The 17,989-nt window shown below is 36.0% G+C and carries 17 protein-coding genes; 12 read left to right on the top strand and 5 right to left on the bottom strand.

Going from position 1 to position 17,989, the window contains the following annotated elements; genetic code table 11:
- Positions 1-18 precede the first annotated feature (18 nt).
- Positions 19-1,560: a fibrinogen-like YCDxxxxGGGW domain-containing protein gene (locus VUJ46_RS10720; RefSeq protein ID WP_326984972.1), complete on the bottom strand. Its 1,542-nt coding sequence runs from the start codon at positions 1,558-1,560 to the stop codon at positions 19-21.
- Positions 1,561-2,112: 552 nt separating this feature from the next.
- Complete coding sequence (locus tag VUJ46_RS10725) at positions 2,113-3,828, bottom strand: T9SS type A sorting domain-containing protein (protein ID WP_326984973.1); 1,716 nt, start codon at positions 3,826-3,828, stop codon at positions 2,113-2,115.
- Between the two features lie 240 nt (positions 3,829-4,068).
- On the opposite strand from VUJ46_RS10725, the gene rpmB reads away from it, so the two are divergent.
- The 5 genes from rpmB to VUJ46_RS10750 all read left to right on the top strand — a co-directional run bounded on the left by rpmB (position 4,069) and on the right by VUJ46_RS10750 (position 6,152).
- Positions 4,069-4,311, top strand: a complete 243-nt coding sequence (gene rpmB, locus VUJ46_RS10730; RefSeq protein ID WP_002976757.1) for a 50S ribosomal protein L28 — start codon at positions 4,069-4,071, stop codon at positions 4,309-4,311.
- Between the two features lie 3 nt (positions 4,312-4,314).
- Positions 4,315-4,497, top strand: coding sequence for a 50S ribosomal protein L33 (gene rpmG / locus VUJ46_RS10735; RefSeq protein ID WP_027373683.1), 183 nt, complete (start codon positions 4,315-4,317; stop codon positions 4,495-4,497).
- Positions 4,498-4,518: 21 nt separating this feature from the next.
- A complete protein-coding gene (locus VUJ46_RS10740; RefSeq protein WP_065399141.1) occupies positions 4,519-4,671 on the top strand; it encodes a DUF4295 domain-containing protein in 153 nt (50 codons plus the stop codon).
- Between the two features lie 193 nt (positions 4,672-4,864).
- Positions 4,865-5,818, top strand: coding sequence for a signal recognition particle-docking protein FtsY (gene ftsY / locus VUJ46_RS10745; protein ID WP_326984976.1), 954 nt, complete (start codon positions 4,865-4,867; stop codon positions 5,816-5,818).
- A 73-nt stretch (positions 5,819-5,891) separates the two neighbouring features.
- Positions 5,892-6,152: a GlsB/YeaQ/YmgE family stress response membrane protein gene (locus tag VUJ46_RS10750; RefSeq protein ID WP_326984977.1), complete on the top strand. Its 261-nt coding sequence runs from the start codon at positions 5,892-5,894 to the stop codon at positions 6,150-6,152.
- 76 nt (positions 6,153-6,228) lie between these two features.
- Here VUJ46_RS10750 and sppA read toward each other — a convergent pair whose 3' ends face one another.
- Entirely contained in the window at positions 6,229-7,983 is a 1,755-nt protein-coding gene (sppA, locus tag VUJ46_RS10755) for a signal peptide peptidase SppA (RefSeq protein WP_326984978.1), read from the bottom strand.
- 20 nt (positions 7,984-8,003) lie between these two features.
- Here sppA and folK point away from each other — a divergent pair, with 20 nt between their 5' ends.
- The 5 genes from folK (at position 8,004) to fmt (ending at position 14,065) form a co-directional block, all read left to right on the top strand.
- Positions 8,004-8,420 (top strand): 2-amino-4-hydroxy-6-hydroxymethyldihydropteridine diphosphokinase, encoded by a 417-nt coding sequence (gene folK, locus VUJ46_RS10760; protein WP_326984979.1) that lies wholly within the window; start codon positions 8,004-8,006, stop codon positions 8,418-8,420.
- 22 nt (positions 8,421-8,442) lie between these two features.
- Positions 8,443-9,555 carry an OmpA family protein gene (locus tag VUJ46_RS10765; protein ID WP_326984980.1) on the top strand — a complete coding sequence of 371 codons (1,113 nt, stop codon included), beginning with the start codon at positions 8,443-8,445 and terminating at the stop codon, positions 9,553-9,555.
- A gap of 43 nt (positions 9,556-9,598) precedes the next feature.
- Positions 9,599-11,047, top strand: coding sequence for an OmpA family protein (locus VUJ46_RS10770; RefSeq protein WP_326984981.1), 1,449 nt, complete (start codon positions 9,599-9,601; stop codon positions 11,045-11,047).
- 78 nt (positions 11,048-11,125) lie between these two features.
- On the top strand, positions 11,126-13,030 hold the full coding sequence (locus VUJ46_RS10775; protein ID WP_442784947.1) for a RecQ family ATP-dependent DNA helicase: 1,905 nt from the start codon (positions 11,126-11,128) through the stop codon (positions 13,028-13,030).
- An 87-nt stretch (positions 13,031-13,117) separates the two neighbouring features.
- Positions 13,118-14,065 carry a methionyl-tRNA formyltransferase gene (fmt, locus tag VUJ46_RS10780; protein WP_326984983.1) on the top strand — a complete coding sequence of 316 codons (948 nt, stop codon included), beginning with the start codon at positions 13,118-13,120 and terminating at the stop codon, positions 14,063-14,065.
- A 109-nt stretch (positions 14,066-14,174) separates the two neighbouring features.
- Here fmt and ribB read toward each other — a convergent pair whose 3' ends face one another.
- On the bottom strand, positions 14,175-15,296 hold the full coding sequence (gene ribB / locus VUJ46_RS10785; RefSeq protein WP_326984984.1) for a 3,4-dihydroxy-2-butanone-4-phosphate synthase: 1,122 nt from the start codon (positions 15,294-15,296) through the stop codon (positions 14,175-14,177).
- Positions 15,297-15,765: 469 nt separating this feature from the next.
- Positions 15,766-16,767: an LLM class flavin-dependent oxidoreductase gene (locus VUJ46_RS10790; RefSeq protein WP_326984985.1), complete on the bottom strand. Its 1,002-nt coding sequence runs from the start codon at positions 16,765-16,767 to the stop codon at positions 15,766-15,768.
- Between the two features lie 82 nt (positions 16,768-16,849).
- Between VUJ46_RS10790 and VUJ46_RS10795 the strand changes: the two genes are divergently transcribed.
- Together VUJ46_RS10795 and VUJ46_RS10800 are read left to right on the top strand one after the other, a co-directional pair.
- Positions 16,850-17,218, top strand: coding sequence for a terpene synthase family protein (locus tag VUJ46_RS10795; RefSeq protein ID WP_326984986.1), 369 nt, complete (start codon positions 16,850-16,852; stop codon positions 17,216-17,218).
- 75 nt (positions 17,219-17,293) lie between these two features.
- Positions 17,294-17,980 carry a hypothetical protein gene (locus VUJ46_RS10800; protein WP_326984987.1) on the top strand — a complete coding sequence of 229 codons (687 nt, stop codon included), beginning with the start codon at positions 17,294-17,296 and terminating at the stop codon, positions 17,978-17,980.
- Positions 17,981-17,989 lie beyond the last annotated feature (9 nt).

A 17,989-nucleotide genomic window follows, 5' to 3' on the forward strand; every position in this document is an offset into this window, starting at 1 on the left:
ATCTATACAATCGATCAACTATCTTATCCAGGTAGACGCCCATAAATCACCGGAATACGTTCTGTTTGAATTTGTCGAATTCATAAACCAATGTACATTATCTCCATTTCCACAGGCATGATAGGGAACCGGCCATCCCGTAGCGATAACAGAATTACAGCTAGCCGGCCATTGCCATGTTCCGACCGGGGAAATATTAGTATTACCGGTAAAATCTCCTACAGCCCCACTTCGATGCCATGTACCCTCACCCAAAGCAACAGTGCTAGGATCTCTTAAAGCCAATATCGCTGCGCCGCCAGGTTGGGAGGTTATTTTATGTGCATAATTTGTCGCTGAATTTCCCGCTCTAAGCTGAACCTGAGAACCAATAACAGCCATTTTGATAACGGTAGCTCGAGGCAGGTACCCATTATCATTCTCCCCTGTAATTACAGATTTCTGTCCTTGGCCTGAAAAACTTCTTCCATTAATTGCTATTAAAGACCAGCCTCCTCCGTCTGTTGTCATATCACAATATACCTGAGTAATATCCTGAACCCCTGTTTTATTCAGATTAAAATAATAAACACCATTGGCTGTATTCGATAATTCATTTTTTAATTCTTTACAACTTTCACATGGTCCTATATAGATTTTACATCCCATCGCGGTTTCCCAGGTAACAGAGCCATGATCAGTACCCTGATAAGTACCCGAAAGCACGTAATCTATTGTACCCGAACCCGAAACAGGACCTCCTGCATACGAAAAAGTTAATCCTTCAGAACTTAGTATATCCGGAGCAAGATTGCAATCCCCATCTGAATAAGGAATGCTGTATACTCCGTTATAAGACTGCCCGTTCATTAAGCCCGTTAGTTTATATTCTGGAGAGACCGCTACAGACCAGGCCGCTTTACTGCAGTCAAATACCGCTGATCCCTCTACAGAAGCTGTGGCTGTACAGTGCAAGCTCCTTTTTACCCAATCTCCCTGAAGAGTACCGCAACCATCCGGGGTGCCAGACAAGGTGTAGGTTACCTGCGCAGATTCTCCCCCATTGATGCTGACCGTAGCCGGATTTACAGATGCCACGGTAATGCCTCCCATACCGGAAAGCGTAAGATCATTGGTATTAAAAGAAAAGTTGACCACGGAAAATGAGTTATTAACAATGGTAATCTTAAAGGTATTGTCCGGGGTAAGGGCTGTTCCTCTTTTATAGCTGCCGGTAAAACCATTTCCCGAAGCGCGACAATCTGCTGTAACAGCATCTGAAGATGAAGAGCCCGCCCCCAGACAGTCTGACCATCCCGGGGAGCCTCCATTCGTAATTTTTTTATAAAGTCTTACACAATCCTGTGTGCTGTCGTACATAATAGTGCCTTCCGCAATACTTCCTCCCTGAGGATTCTGCATGTTGGCGGGATTGGAATTCGTGGGCAGTACCAGTCCGTAAATATTAGTGATAGGCTTGTTGATGTCCAAACCTCCTCGAGGAGTCGTTGTACCGATTCCTACCTGACTAAACAACAAAGTAATTGTTGTCATTAACAATAAAGAAAATAATTTTTTCATGAGTCATGTCTGTATTTTTAATAAACTAAATATACAAACAAATAACAACAAATTAACCTCACATAAATGATTTAAATTAAGTATTTCATATTGAAAAATATAATTTATTAAAAATAAAATAAACCAAAATAAAATACAGAAAATATATTAACATTATGTATAGCTGAGCACATCAGAATTTAAAAAATCCGGACTTTCATGAAGTATTTTTCAGCTTTATATCTAAAGAGTATCGCGGCATCGTAATCAACTCATTAAAACCTTTACAATTGAACCTTGTTTTTTATATTTATTTAGGCTCTTATTTAAGCTTACTTTTAACGCTCTTATGACTGTATTTTTCTCATTTTTCCTCTTTGAGCTCTCTTAGCGGAGTTTACAATACGAGATAAAACAAGATCTCAAATCAATAAAGGAAAATTAGATCTACATCATGCAAACCGGCAGAAATACCGATTGAACAGCATAAAGCTGTTTGCAGATTGTTTACAAACAGAACAGAAAAAAGAAAGCCGGCTGGACGTCCGGCTTCCTCATTGAAAGAATGCTCAATTATTTAACGATAAGTTTTTTGGTGATTGTTTGTTCTTTTATTTTTAATTGTAAGATATACGTTCCTTTTGGCAAATGAGATACGTTGATTGACTGATCGTTATTTAATACCACATTCAATTTTCTCCCGTCTATTGAATACATCTCAACAGCCGTTGCTTTTTCTCCTTTAATGAATACTTTTTCCGTTGCCGGATTCGGATAAATTGAAATTTCTTTATCTAAATTAGTAATGTTCTGAACTCCTAAAACACTTTCCGAAGATGCATCAGAATACACTTTTGAAGCATCAATAGATTTCACGCTCCAAAAAACATTCTGAACCGAGGGATCGAGATCTAAAAACCATGATGGCGTTGTCACTACATATTTGGCAATATCCTGAGCGCCCGGCGTAGAACCTACTTTTATTTCGTATCGTAGGGCATTTTGGGGTGTTTTATCATCCGAAGCGCCACTCCATGAGAAATTCACTCGGTTTCCGGCTCTTGTAAAACTCAGGTTTGTAGGAGGTAAAGGTTTAAGATTGGTTCCAATAGAACCAGCCTTAAATAATTTTGTTAATGAAGGAAGCCCCGGAGTTGCCCAATCAAATCCGGAGAGTAAAACATCGAGCTGATGATCATTATTAATGTCAAGTAAATTCACAAAACCCGGCCCTCCTAAAAAATTCAAACCTGTAGGTGTATTCTCTGTAAAAGAGTTATCTGTAGTATTATATGTAAATATTTTTACGACCCCGTCATTACTTTCATCATTTCCTGAAACAATGAAATCGTAATATCCGTCGTTATTTAAATCTCCAGTCAAGACAGATGTTTCAGACATTTCTCCCGTAGGAATTTCCTGAAGCGTGAGTTGTCCCGTTCCGTCATTCATTAAAACGCCAAGATATCCTGAATAATTTTGATCCTGCGCAGAAACTACAATATCCTGAAAACCGTCTCCATTAAAATCTGCAAAATCTAATTTTCCGCTGGACATTGCCGGAAAACTCTGAGATTCCACCAAAGTGCCGTTTTCATTTAAATAAGACTTAAAAAGCGGTTCATAATTCGTATCAAAGCCCATCACGATCATATCTAAAAGGTGATCATTATTAAGATCGATCATTTTAAAACTTGAATTCTGAGTTCCCTGCATCCAACCGTTGTTAACCTGAAACCCGGCTCCTGTATTTTGGTATAAATCTAATTCGTGTACAAAACCAACTCCGTCGATATACTGAGTTCCGTTGATGGCATAATCTAATTTTCCGTCATGATTAAAATCAAAAACCTCCATCGTTCCATATACTTTTCCGGGAAGTTCTGCTTCTTTCACATAACCGGTTCCTGTATTTCGGAATCGGTAATGTTTGTAATTCACAATATCATTATAGCTTAATCCTGTAGAAATAATATCCAGCAATCCGTCATTATTAAAATCAACGAATCTGATGTCTCCTAAATGCGTTGCATCAATTCCCAAATTCGCATAAGGAACTAGTGTAGTGCCATCACTTTTATACACTTCATTAAAAGTTGTATCTACCTCCCCATCGCCATTAGAATCTATTGCTCCGTTTACCACAACATCGGGAAAACCATCACCATTCATGTCTCCCACATCGGCAGATCCATAATAGATATCCATCATCCCTGTGGGAACTTCGGTGAAAGTTTGTGCCATAATTCCTACAGGCAACATATTTAATAGAATAAAAATCCTCTTCATGTTATTTTTATTTAGATTAATTAAAAACAAAGATATGAGATTAATTTTCCGAATTAAAAGAAAGGATACATGAAATTTATCATTCATCAGGGTTGAGGGCAATAGAATATATTTTATATCGAAAATCAAGATTATTAATCAAGAAGTTATTTGGAAATATTTTCTAAAAGATTTGTCTATCTAAAAAATTCTTCGTTATTTTGCAACCTCAAATATTATACAAATAAAGAACATCGAGATATGTCAAGAATTTGCCAAATAACAGGAAAGCGTGCAATGGTTGGTAACAACGTTTCTCACGCTAATAACAAAACGAAGCGTCGTTTTGAAATTAACTTATTGGAGAAGAAATTTTACCTTCCAGAGCAAGATAAGCACGTAACACTGAAAGTATCAGCTCATGGATTGAGAGTGATTAACAAGATTGGAATCGAGGAAGCTATTGAAAGAGCTACAAGAAACGGATTGATTAAAAAGAACTAAGTCATGGCAAAAAAAGGAAATAGAGTTCAAGTAATCCTTGAATGTACAGAGCACAAAGAGAGTGGTATGCCAGGAATGTCTAGATACATTTCTACAAAAAATAAAAAGAACACTACAGAGAGATTGGAATTGAAAAAATACAATCCGGTTCTTAAAAGATCTACCCTTCACAAAGAAATCAAGTAATTTATTAAATTATAATTTACCATGGCAAAGAAAGTAGTAGCAACCCTACAAAGCGGACAGTCAAAAAAAATGACTAAAGTTGTGAAAATGGTGAAGTCTTCTAAATCAGGAGCTTACGTTTTCGAAGAAAAAGTAATGAATGCAGACGAAGTTGACGGATTTTTGAAAAAATAATCCTCACTTTATTTACAATATAAAAAACTACTCATATTTTGGGTAGTTTTTTTGTTATCTTTGCTTTTAATCTAGCTGGAAGCCGGAAGCTGGGTGCCGGAAGTTCATTACAAACTTAAAAAACTGAGTTTGTCAACTTCACGCCTCTATCCTCCAGCTTCCATCATTTAATTAAAATTCCGTAATTCATACTATGAGTTGGTTTAAAAATATTTTTAAAAAAGAAGAAAAAGAAACTTTAGATAAAGGGTTGGAAAAATCCAGCCAGGGTTTCTTTGAAAAAATGACGAAGGCCGTAGTCGGTAAAAGCAAAGTAGACGATGAAGTTCTGGATGATCTGGAAGAAATACTTATTGCATCTGATGTAGGCGCATCTACAACCATTAAAATCATAGAAAGAATTGAGGAGCGTGTTGCAAGAGATAAATATGTAAGCGTAAGCGAACTTGATAAAATCCTTCGTGATGAAATTTCAGGTTTATTACTTGAAAATCCTCATGCAGGAACAGGAAATATTGATACTTCAAAAAAACCATATGTAATCATGGTAGTTGGAGTAAATGGTGTAGGAAAAACAACAACGATTGGTAAGCTGGCTCATCAATTTAAATCTGAAGGTAAGAAAGTGGTTCTAGGAGCTGCAGATACCTTTAGAGCTGCTGCTGTAGACCAATTGGTCATCTGGAGCGAAAGAGTGGGTGTAACCATCGTAAAACAGGAAATGGGATCTGATCCCGCTTCTGTTGCTTTTGATACGGTACAAAGCGCCGTGGCTCAAAATGCAGATGTAGTTATTATTGATACGGCAGGAAGGCTTCATAATAAGATCAACCTGATGAATGAACTTTCTAAAATTAAAAGAGTAATGCAAAAGGTAATTCCTGATGCTCCTCACGAGATTTTATTGGTACTTGATGGTTCTACAGGACAAAATGCTTTTGAACAGGCTAAACAATTTACAGCCGCAACCGAAGTGAATGCTTTAGCGGTAACTAAATTAGACGGAACAGCAAAAGGCGGTGTGGTAATCGGTATTTCAGACCAGTTCCAGATTCCTGTAAAATACATTGGTGTTGGGGAAAAAATGCACGACCTTCAGCTTTTCAATGGTACAGAATTTGTAGATTCATTTTTCAAGAAAAGATGATTTTACATCATGTTTTCCCTTTATTAGTAAACAAATCATTTTATAAATATTAACAACTAAAAAATTTGCAACTATGGGATTTTTAACATGGATTATTTTTGGGCTATTAGCCGGTGCGATCGCTAAAGCAATTATGCCAGGTAAACAAGGAGGTGGCTGGCTGATCACCATTATTTTAGGAATTATAGGAGCTTTTGTAGGAGGAGCAGTTGGAGTATATGTACTTCATTGGGGAGATGTAACAACGTTCTGGAATCCTAGAAGCTGGATCTTAGCCATTGGAGGAGCTTTAATTGTTCTTTGGATCTACGGAATGCTCACCAAGAAAGGCTAAACCCTATCATATAAAAAAACAAAACCCCGAATTTGAAATTCAAATCCGGGGTTTTTGGTACAATATAATAATTTAGTTAGTTGATTTTGATCTGGTAAGGCATTTCCATTTTAACCTCAGATTTTAGCTTTTCGTCTGTGATCTGCTGTAAAATTTCGTAGTTGGCTTTACCAATTTTATTTTTAATAATTCTTGCAGAAATATCATCTTCATTTAGGCCATTGAATATCTGCTCAAACTGTGACATTTTCTTAGGATAAGAAGATACGTTGTAAGACTTTAATCCCGCCTTCTGAGCCGCGAATTTAACAGCATCATTCAGCGTTCCCAGTTCATCTACCAAACCGATTTGCTTCGCTCTCATACCACTCCATACTCTACCGCCACCAACATTATCGATTTGCTCGAAAGTCTGTTTTCTGTTTTGAGTTACAAAATGAACGAATCTTTTATAAGTTCCTTCCACGCTTCTTGTCATCATTGTTACTCCGTAAGGCGTAAGACCGTGAAGAGAAGAATAATATTGAGAGTTTGCATTTGTAGAAACGATATCTGAGTGAATTCCGTTTTTATTCGCCAATTCTTTAAAGTAAGGCATTACTCCGAAAACTCCGATAGAACCGGTAAGGGTATTTGGTTCAGAATAAATTTTATCAGCCGCCATGGCAATATAATAACCGCCTGAAGCTGCATAGTCACCAAAAGAAACTACCAAAGGTTTTTTCTTTTTCAACTGTTGAAGTTCAAACAAAATTTCGTCCGAAGCATTTGCACTTCCGCCAGGAGAATTGATTCTTAAAACAACTGCTTTAATTTTATCATTTTCCTGTAAATCTTTAATGTACTTTACATATTTTTCAGAATAAATATCATTATATCCGTCTCCATTATTAATAGATCCTGAAGCGTAAAGAATAGCAATTTTATCTCCCGATTTACTTTCGTCGGTGTAAGATTTAATATAATTCGACAAAGAAACTTTATTAAGCTTCTCTTTATCTTTAAGACTTAATTTTGATTTTAATAAATCATCATATTCACTTTTCTGAGCCAGTTTATCAACCAGTTTATATTTTAAACTTTGCTCAGGAATCATTCCATATAAGCTATCTACCGCTGTTCTGAATTGAGCAGTATCAATTTTTCTTGAAGCCGCAATTTTTGTAGAAGTATTTTTCCAGATGTCATTTAATAAAGTACTCAGCTGTTCTTTATTTTCAGGAGAAATATCATCTCTAAGAAAAGGCTCTACCGCAGATTTAAATTTTCCGTGACGGATAACTTCAATCCCAATTCCGTACTTTTCAGCAAATTCTTTGAAGAAAGTAACCTCAGTTGCCAACCCTTTCAGCTCAATTAAACCCGCAGGATGAAGAAAATATTTTTCAGCCACAGATCCTAAATAATAAGAAGACTGAGAAACCCCATTTCCGTAAGCATACACAAATTTTCCGCTTTTCTTAAAATCTTCCAACGCACTTCTGATATCATCAATCTGTGTGATGCCGGCATTCAGATAATCTGCTTCAATGCTTATCCCTTTAATATTATCATCTGTCTTCGCTTTATTGATAGCTTCCAACACATCATATATAAGGACGCTTTTACTTTCTTTGCTTAAACTGAAGAAATCCGTTTTCTCTTCCGTAGGGCTGTCAAGAATATCGGTTTTAAGATTTATCGTTAAAACTGAGTTCTTTTTTACCGTTACAGATTTGTCGCTTCCCATCGAGCTGAAGACCATTAGCATAATAAAAAAGATGAAAAATACGGCACACAATATCACAATTGCCACTATATTTGCCAGAACATTTTTAAAAAAACTTTTCATAAAATCAATCATTTTTCAATATGTCGCAGCAAAAGGTAGTTTTGTTACTCGGAAGTAACCTCGGAGATAAAAAAAAAAATTTACAAACCGCACTTCAGAAGATGGAACAGAGAGGAATCAACATATTAAAGAATAGTGAATTCTTAACATCAGACCCTGTAGAATTTGCCAGTTCCAATATTTTTTGTAATATTGCATCAATAATAGGTACGCATCTTTCACCGATTCAGTTGCTTAATTTGATAAAAAGCATTGAAAATGAGATGGGAAGACTTGATGATTCAAAGGTTTCCGGCGGCTATACAGACCGGATTATAGACATTGATATTGTTAAGTACAATGAGTTAAACTTCATCTCAGAAAGATTGAAAATTCCGCATCAAAAACATTTGTTTGAGAGAGAATTTTCTAAAATATTATTAAAAGATATTATCTGAAATAAAACATAAAACATATTGTATGAAATTAGGTTTATTATTATTGGCCGCTTTGCCTATTGCTACTTATGCTCAGGACAGTATTGCAGTAAGTTCCACGAACGAATATCCCAATACGTTTTCCTCAGGTTCCGCCAATGTTCAGCCTTTCAACAACAAAGCGAGACGATTCAACGACTGGTCGGTCTCAATTGGTGGTGGAGGAGCATTTATGGTGCACTCAGACCTTAAATCAATCCATGACAAAAAGGTGAACTGGGGATACAATGCCTACGTAAGTATTGACAAACAAATTACCCACACCTTTGGACTCAGCCTTATCTATCAGAGAGGTGAAACTACCCAGAAAGGGCAATTGGAGGGAGCTGCAGGATTAGCTGCAGGGGTCGCTACCGCAAAAACCAAGTATAACCAATTTGCTTTGATGGGAGATGTTAACTTTTCTAATTTCTTAAGAAGAGTAGATAACCATTCTCCTTACAGATGGGCGCTGCACGGATATGCAGGTATTGGTATAATGGGTTATGACACTTCACTGTATGACAATGATCAGTACAGGTACAGTAACTCTCCAAAGAGAACCCCTTTATTTATCAAACAGGATATAGACATTAATTCATTGTTCTACCAGTTCGGTATCGGACTGAAATATAATGTATCAAGGCTTGTTGATATTGAAGCAAGAACCATGTACGTTATCAGTGGAGATGATGAATTTGACGGCGGCGGATGGGCAGGCCCGGATAACTATGATCCGGCTTCTTCTACTCCGAAATACAACATGCTCAACAAAAGACGTTCTGATAATATGTGGACCGTTAACTTAGGAGTTTCTTTCAAAATAGGAAAACAGCTTTCTCACCTTGCTTGGCATGATCCTCTGCAGGAAGCGTATTACAGAACCAGTGTTCTTGAAAACGCCAGTTCAGAACTTGTGGTATGCGAAAAAGGAGATGCAGATAACGACGGTGTTTGTGACGACTGGGACAGACAGCTTGATACTCCGGCAGGGGCAAGAGTGGATGGTGCCGGTGTTGCGTTAGATATGGATCTTGACGGAGTAATCGATCTATACGATAAATGCGTTACTGTTCCGGGACCTGTAGAAAATAACGGATGTCCTACGAACAAATAATGTGTAAAATGAATCATTTAATTAACTAAATAAAAAATACATTATGAAATTAAGTTTAGCAATTGTTGCACTAGCACTAACTGTTCCGGCAGTGGCCTTTGCACAAGACTCAACGGCAGTTTCTTCCAACGGAGAATATCCGAACACTTTTTCTTCGGGTTCTGCCAATGTTTCCCCATTTACAAATAAATCCAAGAGATTTAATGATTGGTCTATTTCAGCTGGTGCAGGTGTACCTTTGATTCAGTCCGCAGATTTAACATCTATAAAAAATGGTAACGGGAAAAACCTTTTCGGATATTCCGCTTATGTAAGTATTGACAAAGCTATTACACATGCGTTTGGTTTAAAATTACAATACGACAGAGGGGAAACCAGACAGGGATGGTTTAATACAAAAGATCCTGTTCCCAATAATTTACCTTACCAGCAGGTAGGTGCCAGAACACAGTATGACGCAATCTCTATTTTAGGAGACATCAACTTCTCAAATCTTTTGAGAAGAGTAGACAATCACTCTCCTTACAGATGGGCTTTACACGGTTATGCGGGTGTCGGTACAATAGCTTACAGAGCATATCAGAAAGATAAGGCAGGACAAAGAATGGTTACGGAAGTTAAACCTTTCCAGTTAGGATCAATGTTCGCTCAGGTGGGTACAGGTCTTAAATATAATGTAAGCAACAGAATTGACCTTGAAGCTCGATTGATGTACGTTGTTACGGGTGATGACGAATTCGATGGTGGAGGATCTAAATACAGCGCAATCAACCAACGCGAAGAGCAGGTTTCTGACAACTTCTTCAATGCAACATTGGGGGTTAGTATTAAACTTGGAAAACACGAATCTCACTTAATGTGGCACGACCCACTTCAGGAGATCTATTACAAACTGGATGTTTTAGCGAATAAAAATCAGGATATTGAAGTTTGTAAAAAAGGAGATGCCGACAACGATGGTGTTTGTGATGACTGGGACAGACAGCTTGACACGCCTGCAGGGGCAAGAGTGGATGGTGCTGGTGTAGCATTAGATACCGATCTGGATGGTGTTATTGACCTTTATGATAAATGTGTAACTGTTCCGGGACCTGTAGAAAATAACGGATGTCCAACAACAACAAGCGGACCGGTACAGGAAGAAACAAGAAGTCTTGAAGGAATTGAGTTTGATCTTAATTCAGACAGAATTCTACCTTCTAACACTCCGATACTGAATAACGCTGTTAACTATATCAATACTTCAACTGGAAATTATACCGTGGTAGGAGCAACCGATACAAGAGGTACTGATGCCTACAACCAGAAATTATCAGAAAGAAGAGCGAACAACGTTAAAGACTATCTTGTTAAAAACGGAGTTCAGTCAGGAAAACTTAATGCAGTAGGAAAAGGTAAGAAAGATCTTAAATATCCTGAATGTAATCCTGCAACGAAATGTCCTGAATGGAAAAACAGAGCAAACAGAAGAGTTTACTTTGAAGCCAAATAATAATAAACTTTTTAGTACATTATATAAAAGCCATGCATCGCGTGGCTTTTTTTGTTGTCATACTTTTCTTACTTTTACATGATGATTTCTCCGCAAGACTTTAAAAAATTAAAATATGAGACCCTTAAACATTTTTGGGGGTACAGTACCTTTAGAGATTCTCAGGAAGAAATTATAGATTCTCTTATCTATGGAAAAGATACGTTGGCTTTATTGCCCACAGGTGCCGGCAAATCTCTGTGCTATCAGTTACCCGCTTTGTTAAAAGAGGGAGTGTGTCTGGTAATTTCGCCTTTACTGGCATTAATGAAGGATCAGGTCAACCAGCTTAAGGCAAGACAAATTGACGCAGAATATCTGTCATCTGAATTAGATGAATTTGACGCTGAACTCATTTACAACAGATGTAAGGAAGGCCTAACTAAGTTACTGTATATTTCCCCGGAAAGATTAACCAATAGTCAGTTTTTACAGAATATTGCAGAAATTCAAATGTCTTTCATCGCAGTGGATGAAGCACACTGTATTTCTGAATGGGGGCAGGATTTCAGACCCAGCTATCAGCATATAAAAGAGTTCAGAAAAAATAATCCCGAAATTGCCTGCCTGGCTTTAACTGCAACAGCGACTCCAAAAGTTTTAGACGAAATTAAAACGAAGCTTGAATTTAAAAATCCTGAAATTTTTCAGAAAAGCTTCAGGAGGGATAATATCAAAATTTTTTCAGAAGAAGTTTCCGACAAATATCAAAGAGTTTTTGATATCCTGAAATATGCTACAAAATCAGGAATAATATATGTCCGAACCCGTAAAGACGCAGAGCAGCTTTGTGAATTTCTGCATCAAAAGCAGTTGACGAATGTTGACTATTTTCATGCAGGGTTAACTGCTAGAGAAAAAAATAATAAACAAAACATTTGGAATAACAGTGACAGAAATGTTCTGATCTCTACAAATGCATTCGGAATGGGAATAGATAAGGATAACGTCCGTTTTGTCATCCACTTCTCTCCTTCTCCCTCCATTGAAAATTATTATCAGGAAATTGGAAGAACGGGTAGAGACGGAAAAAAAAGTTTTGCTTTTCTTCTTTGGAATCAACAGGAGTTATTGAATTTCGATCAGATTCTGAAAAATCAAATTCCCAATAAAGCAGAATTTTTAAAGATCATTACTTACCTCTACTCTGTATTTCAGGTGGCTGAACACGAATTGCCAGAAAAAGTTTTTCAGTTAAATTTTAACGGAATTCAGAACTTCACGAAATTATCAAAAGCTAAGATTACGAATGTTCTCACTTTTCTTCACAATCAGGAAATCATTTATTTCAATGATAATAAAAGTCTGTCATCATTAGAACTCTTTGTAAAAGGTGATGAATTAGATCAGCTTCCAAAAAAAGATGCCTATTTTATTGAGCTTTTACTACGTTCGATTTCCGGAGCTACGACTCACAAAGTAATGTTTAGCGAACAACAGCTGAGTAATAAAATTTCCATCGATAATCATTTGATCAAAGAAAGACTGAAAGAACTTCAGCAAAAAGGTTATTTGGAATATATTGACGGAGCTTTATCCAGCATTAAATTTCTAAAACCGAGAAATGAAAGACTGATACATTCTGCCTATTGGAAATTGTTTGAGCATATTCAAAAAAATAAAATTCAGAAGTGGGAAGAAATGAAATTCTATATTGAAGACAGTCAGTATTGTAAAATGAAGCTCATTCTTTCTTATTTTGGAGAAAAAAATACAAAAAACTGTGGAATCTGCTCTGTCTGCGAAAAAAATAAGCAGTCTATTTTTGGTAAGAATATTGGTTTGGAAATCATTAATTTATTATCTAAAAAATCGGCAACCATTGAGGAATTATCTATTCAGATGACGTATCATTCCAAAGAAAATATATTGGAAAATTTAATTTACCTGTTAGATTCCGGAAAGGTAAAAATGTTGAATTTCAAGACCTACGCCTTAGCATAGGTTCCAGGTAATTTTTAATAAATAATGATTTGAATTTTTTAATTTTTAAATCTTTTAATCCTTTAATAAAGACCTTATCTTTGCACCATGAAATCATTGAAAGTAGTTTTTTTAGGAACTCCGGAGTTTGCAAAAACGTCACTGGAGGCCGTTCATCAATCTCATCATGAAGTTGTAGGTGTTGTGACCGTGGCTGATAAAGCCAGCGGGCGCGGACAGAAAATTAATCAATCACCTGTAAAAGTTTTTGCCGTTGAGAATAACCTGCCTGTTTTTCAGCCTGAAAAATTAAGAAATCCTGAATTTCTCGAAGAATTAAGAAAGCTGAATGCGGATGTTTTTATTGTGGTTGCCTTCAGAATGATGCCTAAAGTATTATTTGAAATGCCAAAAATGGGAACTTTCAACCTCCACGCTTCTTTACTACCCGATTACAGAGGCGCAGCGCCTATTAATTATGCAGTCATTAACGGTGAAGAAAAGACAGGTGCCACGACTTTCTTTATCAATGAAAAAATAGACGAAGGAAATATTCTATTACAGGAAGAAATCCCGGTGCTGGAAGACGAAAATGCAGGCCATCTTCACGACAGATTAATGGAAATGGGTTCAAAACTGGTGGTTAAAACATTAAATGGACTGGCTGAAAACTCAATTACAGAAAGACCTCAGCCGCACGTTGAACATCCGAAAAATGCCTATAAGATCTTTAAAGAAGATACAAGAATCGATTGGACTAAAACCTCAAAAGAAGTTCACCAGTTTATTTTGGGAATGTCTCCTTATCCGGCAGCTTTCACCACATTAAAAATTAATGAGGAAGACAAAGGATTAAAAATATTTGGCGGAAAATTTGAAATTCTAAACCACGGAAAAACCGTCGGAAGCTTAGAAATCTCTAAAAGCGAATTTAAGATCTACACTCAGGACGGCATTTATTATCCTATAGAATTACAATTAGAAGGAAAGAAAAGAATGAATATCAAAGATTTTCTGAATGGTTTCAGAAGTTTTGAAGAAATAAAAATGGCTTGATTTTTCAAGCCATTTTTTATGTGAATTGTGAATTGTGAATTTTGCTTCGCAAGTGAATTTAAAAACGTATCAAAAAAATTGATAACGAAGTTTATTCACCATTCACATTTTATAGTTGAACCAACTCCGTCACCTCAACATCATATCCTCCTACCTGAGGTTTGATATCCGGATTTTGAGTGATTACTTTAAACTTATTAATTCCAAGATTCTTAAGGATCTGTGTTCCGATTCCATAATCTCTGTAATTGAAAGCAGCTGTCGGATGCTTTTGCTGCCCATCCTGATGATTGATGAACTGCTGTAGCTTTCTCAACGTATTTTCAGAATTTGAAACATTATTAATGAAAATAATAGCCCCTTTCCCTGCCTCATTCACCATATTGGTCACTTTCTCCAATAATGGCTTTTCTCCGTTGTTCAGCCTGGTCAAAACGTCAAAATAAGAATCAGAAGACTGAACTCTCACCAAAACAGGCTCATCAACTGTCCAAGTTCCTTTTGTTAAAGCAAAATGGATCTGATCATTAGATGTTTCTCTAAAAGCGAAGAAATCAAAATCACCATAAGCAGTTTTCACTTTTCTGTCTTCCAGTCTTTCGATCAAATTGCCTTTTTTAAGCTGATAATGAATTAAATCTTCAATAGATACAATTTTCATATCGTGCTTTTGAGCCAAAACTTGAAGATCCGGCAAACGAGACATAGAACCGTCTTCATTCATGATCTCACAGATCACCCCTCCTTCCTTTAAACCGGCAAGACAAGTAAGATCAATCGCAGCTTCCGTATGCCCTGCTCTTTTCAAAACACCTCCTTTTTTAGCACGAAGCGGGAAAATATGTCCGGGTCTCATAAAATCTGTCGGTTTGGATTTTTCATCCATCAAAGCTAAAATAGTTTTTGCTCTGTCGCCCGCAGAAATCCCTGTAGACGTACCGTTTCCAAGAAGGTCAACCGATACCGTAAAAGCTGTTTCTTTCGGATCGCTGCTTCTGCTAACCATCACTTCAAGCCCCAATTCGTCGCATCTTTTTTCAGGAAGTGGCATACAGATTAGCCCTCTGCCGTGAAGTGCCATGAAATTGATGATCTCAGGTGTTGTAAGTTCAGCAGCACAAAGAAAATCACCTTCATTTTCTCTGTCCTCATCATCTACTACTATGATTATTTTACCATTTTTAAGGTCTTCAATAGCCTCCGGAATGGTATTTAATTTAATATCAGACATTTTTACTTTTTAAATTTTTGTAAAGATACTCATAAAAATAAGCATCCTCCAATTAATATAAATGGTTTGTATTTGAATCTAAATTTCAACAATAAAAGTTTCTAAAATTTATTTTACACATAAGACGCATGAGATTAGTGGCCAACTTTGAAAAAATTGAGAACAAATAAGTTTAAAAATCTTTGATTTTTCATTCTTATATGATCCATTACTATTTTTTTTTATTTCTTAGAGGCTGTTTAAATTTTATTGCCAAAAATTTTTATAGCTATTTTGAGATGGATTTTTTGCTTCGTGTTTGCAGATCTAGCGGGCTAAATCAAAAATAGGAAGTGAAAAATACGCTCAAAAGAGCATCAAAATGGAGCAAAGATCAACTTCATTAAGGACAATAAATAAAACGGTAAAATTTTAAACAGGCTCTTACTCTACTATGACTTATATGTAAAAATTCTATTGGTGTTGATTTTTAACTAAATAATGAATCTTTTGCTTTTCTAATAATTTCGTAAGATGCCAATCTTTTCTGATGATCGTAAATGTGAGAATTAATCATTAATTCATCCACATTGTACTTTTCCTGAAAATTTTTCAGCATTTCTTCAATTTCAGATTGATCTCCTATAAAAGTATATCTCAGTTTCTGTAAAACCATAGATCTTTCCATTGGTGACCAGATATCGTCCATATTATCCACGGGCGGAGCAAAAGGTTTTCTGTCGTTTCTGACGATATTAATAAAAGCCTGGAATAAAGTCGTTGACATTTTATGTGCTTCTTCAGACGTTTCAGCGGCAATTCCGTTCACACAGGCGATGATATAAGGTTGAGCCAGATATTTTGAAGGTTCAAAATTCTGTCTGTAAATACTGAAAGCCATTTCCATCTGTTCCGGAGCAAAATGTCCTGCAAAAGCGTAAGGAAGACCCAATTCCGCAGCTAAATAAGCGCTGTCTGTACTCGATCCTAAAATATACAACGGAATATCCAAGCCTTCTCCCGGAATCGCACGCACCAGCGCGTCACGGTTTTCTTTGGAGAAATATTTTTGTAATTCCAAAATCTGTCTCGGAAACTGTTGATTGATCATTGCTGCGTTTCTTCCCAAAGCCTGAGCCGTTAGACCATCTGTTCCGGGCGCTCTTCCTACCCCAAGATCAATTCTTCCGGGAAAAAGAGATTCCAGAGTTCCGAATTGTTCGGCAATGACTAATGAACTGTGATTAGGAAGCATAATTCCTCCCGATCCTACTCTTATTTTTTTTGTTCCGTTGGCGATAAAACCAATCAGAACCGAAGTTGCAGAGCTGGCAATACTTTCCATATTATGATGCTCGGCCAACCAGAATCTTTTATAATCTAAATTTTCAGTATGGTTTGCTAAAGATAAACTGTCCTGAAATGTATCGTGAATCGTTTTATCCTGTTTTACAGGTGCAAGATCCAACACCGATATTTCGAAATTTTTCATATTTTAAAATTTAGGTCTAAAAACCAAGCAAATGTAAGGCTAATAAATTGCATTAGTTACTTTTTGTAATTGATAGGATGGATTGCCTAGTTCAGAAAAAAACTATCGAAAAATTATGGCTATTCAGAATGACTTCGCATCTATAGAAAAAGAATTAGCGGTAGATACAGAGACTTTAAATATTATTTTAGTCATAAAACATCAGTACAAAGTTTCTGTAGAAGAAGCGGTTACAGAATCCATGAATATTCACGATACATATATAAAAGAATTTGTAGAATTACAAAATAACCTACCCGATTTCGGTTCCGTGCAAAAAAATATAGAACGTTTTGTTCATAATATGGCACTTATGATTTCAGGATTAGGCGCTTGGTATCATAAAGGAAGTTCTACCCGATATAAAACTCCTGGCGAATTCCCAAAACCAGAATACGGCTTATCATTATAAAAAATGATAAATTTTTGATTCAATGCTTAAGAAGGGATTCAGTTTTATACTGAATCCTTTTTTGTAATTTTGAGTATGAAAATAGCGACTTTAAATATTGACTGGGCAAGGAAAAAAACGTCAGCAAAAATCGAAGAGTTTCTTAATCAGTTTGATTTCGACTTTCTTATTTTAACAGAAGCTATTGATCTTGATCTTAAAAATTTTAACCATAAATATCTTTGCTCACAAATTCCTGAAAATATTATTTACGAAAATCTTAATTACACGGAATATCTGAAAGGTGAAAAGGCATTCCGAACTATTTTATATTCTAAAATTCCTTGTTCAAAAAAACATTCTGTAACCGATGGCAAAACCAATCTCGCGTTGGAGTTTGAAACAGAGTTAGGAAATATTATAATTTATTGTACAATTGTTGGAACTTGGTTTAATCGAAAACCTTTTGTTAATAATGAATTGTACAATACCATTCAGGATTGCAGAAAAATTTATTCAATGAATAAAAATCTTTTTATTGTTGGAGATTTAAATACATCATTCAGAAAAGGAGAAGAAAGTTTTTCGATTAATTCTAAAACCACAAAATCCTTAAAAGATCTTTTTGAAGATTTAAATTTGATTAACTCTACTGTAGAAATTGAAGAAAATATCGATCATATTATTATTCCAAAGGCTTTTATGAATAATATTACTGAAACCAAAACTTTTGTTGATAAGAATCTTCTAAGTGATCATAAAGGAGTTTTTGTTTCTATTTAATACGTAAAA

Source organism: Chryseobacterium sp. MYb264, assembly GCF_035974275.1.
In the GTDB taxonomy this organism is placed as follows: domain Bacteria; phylum Bacteroidota; class Bacteroidia; order Flavobacteriales; family Weeksellaceae; genus Chryseobacterium.

Bases quoted from the DNA above. Each gene is read 5' to 3' on its own strand.
- VUJ46_RS10775 (WP_442784947.1), top strand. From the start codon at position 11,126: ATGATGATTTCTCCGCAAGACTTTAAAAAATTAAAATATGAGACCCTT.
- VUJ46_RS10765 (WP_326984980.1), top strand. From the start codon at position 8,443: ATGAAATTAGGTTTATTATTATTGGCCGCTTTGCCTATTGCTACTTAT.
- sppA (WP_326984978.1), bottom strand. From the start codon at position 7,983: ATGAAAAGTTTTTTTAAAAATGTTCTGGCAAATATAGTGGCAATTGTG.
- VUJ46_RS10740 (WP_065399141.1), top strand. From the start codon at position 4,519: ATGGCAAAGAAAGTAGTAGCAACCCTACAAAGCGGACAGTCAAAAAAA.
- rpmG (WP_027373683.1), top strand. From the start codon at position 4,315: ATGGCAAAAAAAGGAAATAGAGTTCAAGTAATCCTTGAATGTACAGAG.
- VUJ46_RS10790 (WP_326984985.1), bottom strand. From the start codon at position 16,767: ATGAAAAATTTCGAAATATCGGTGTTGGATCTTGCACCTGTAAAACAG.
- rpmB (WP_002976757.1), top strand. From the start codon at position 4,069: ATGTCAAGAATTTGCCAAATAACAGGAAAGCGTGCAATGGTTGGTAAC.
- VUJ46_RS10800 (WP_326984987.1), top strand. From the start codon at position 17,294: ATGAAAATAGCGACTTTAAATATTGACTGGGCAAGGAAAAAAACGTCA.
- VUJ46_RS10770 (WP_326984981.1), top strand. From the start codon at position 9,599: ATGAAATTAAGTTTAGCAATTGTTGCACTAGCACTAACTGTTCCGGCA.
- VUJ46_RS10725 (WP_326984973.1), bottom strand. From the start codon at position 3,828: ATGAAGAGGATTTTTATTCTATTAAATATGTTGCCTGTAGGAATTATG.
- VUJ46_RS10720 (WP_326984972.1), bottom strand. From the start codon at position 1,560: ATGAAAAAATTATTTTCTTTATTGTTAATGACAACAATTACTTTGTTG.
- VUJ46_RS10750 (WP_326984977.1), top strand. From the start codon at position 5,892: ATGGGATTTTTAACATGGATTATTTTTGGGCTATTAGCCGGTGCGATC.
- fmt (WP_326984983.1), top strand. From the start codon at position 13,118: ATGAAATCATTGAAAGTAGTTTTTTTAGGAACTCCGGAGTTTGCAAAA.
- ribB (WP_326984984.1), bottom strand. From the start codon at position 15,296: ATGTCTGATATTAAATTAAATACCATTCCGGAGGCTATTGAAGACCTT.
- ftsY (WP_326984976.1), top strand. From the start codon at position 4,865: ATGAGTTGGTTTAAAAATATTTTTAAAAAAGAAGAAAAAGAAACTTTA.
- folK (WP_326984979.1), top strand. From the start codon at position 8,004: ATGTCGCAGCAAAAGGTAGTTTTGTTACTCGGAAGTAACCTCGGAGAT.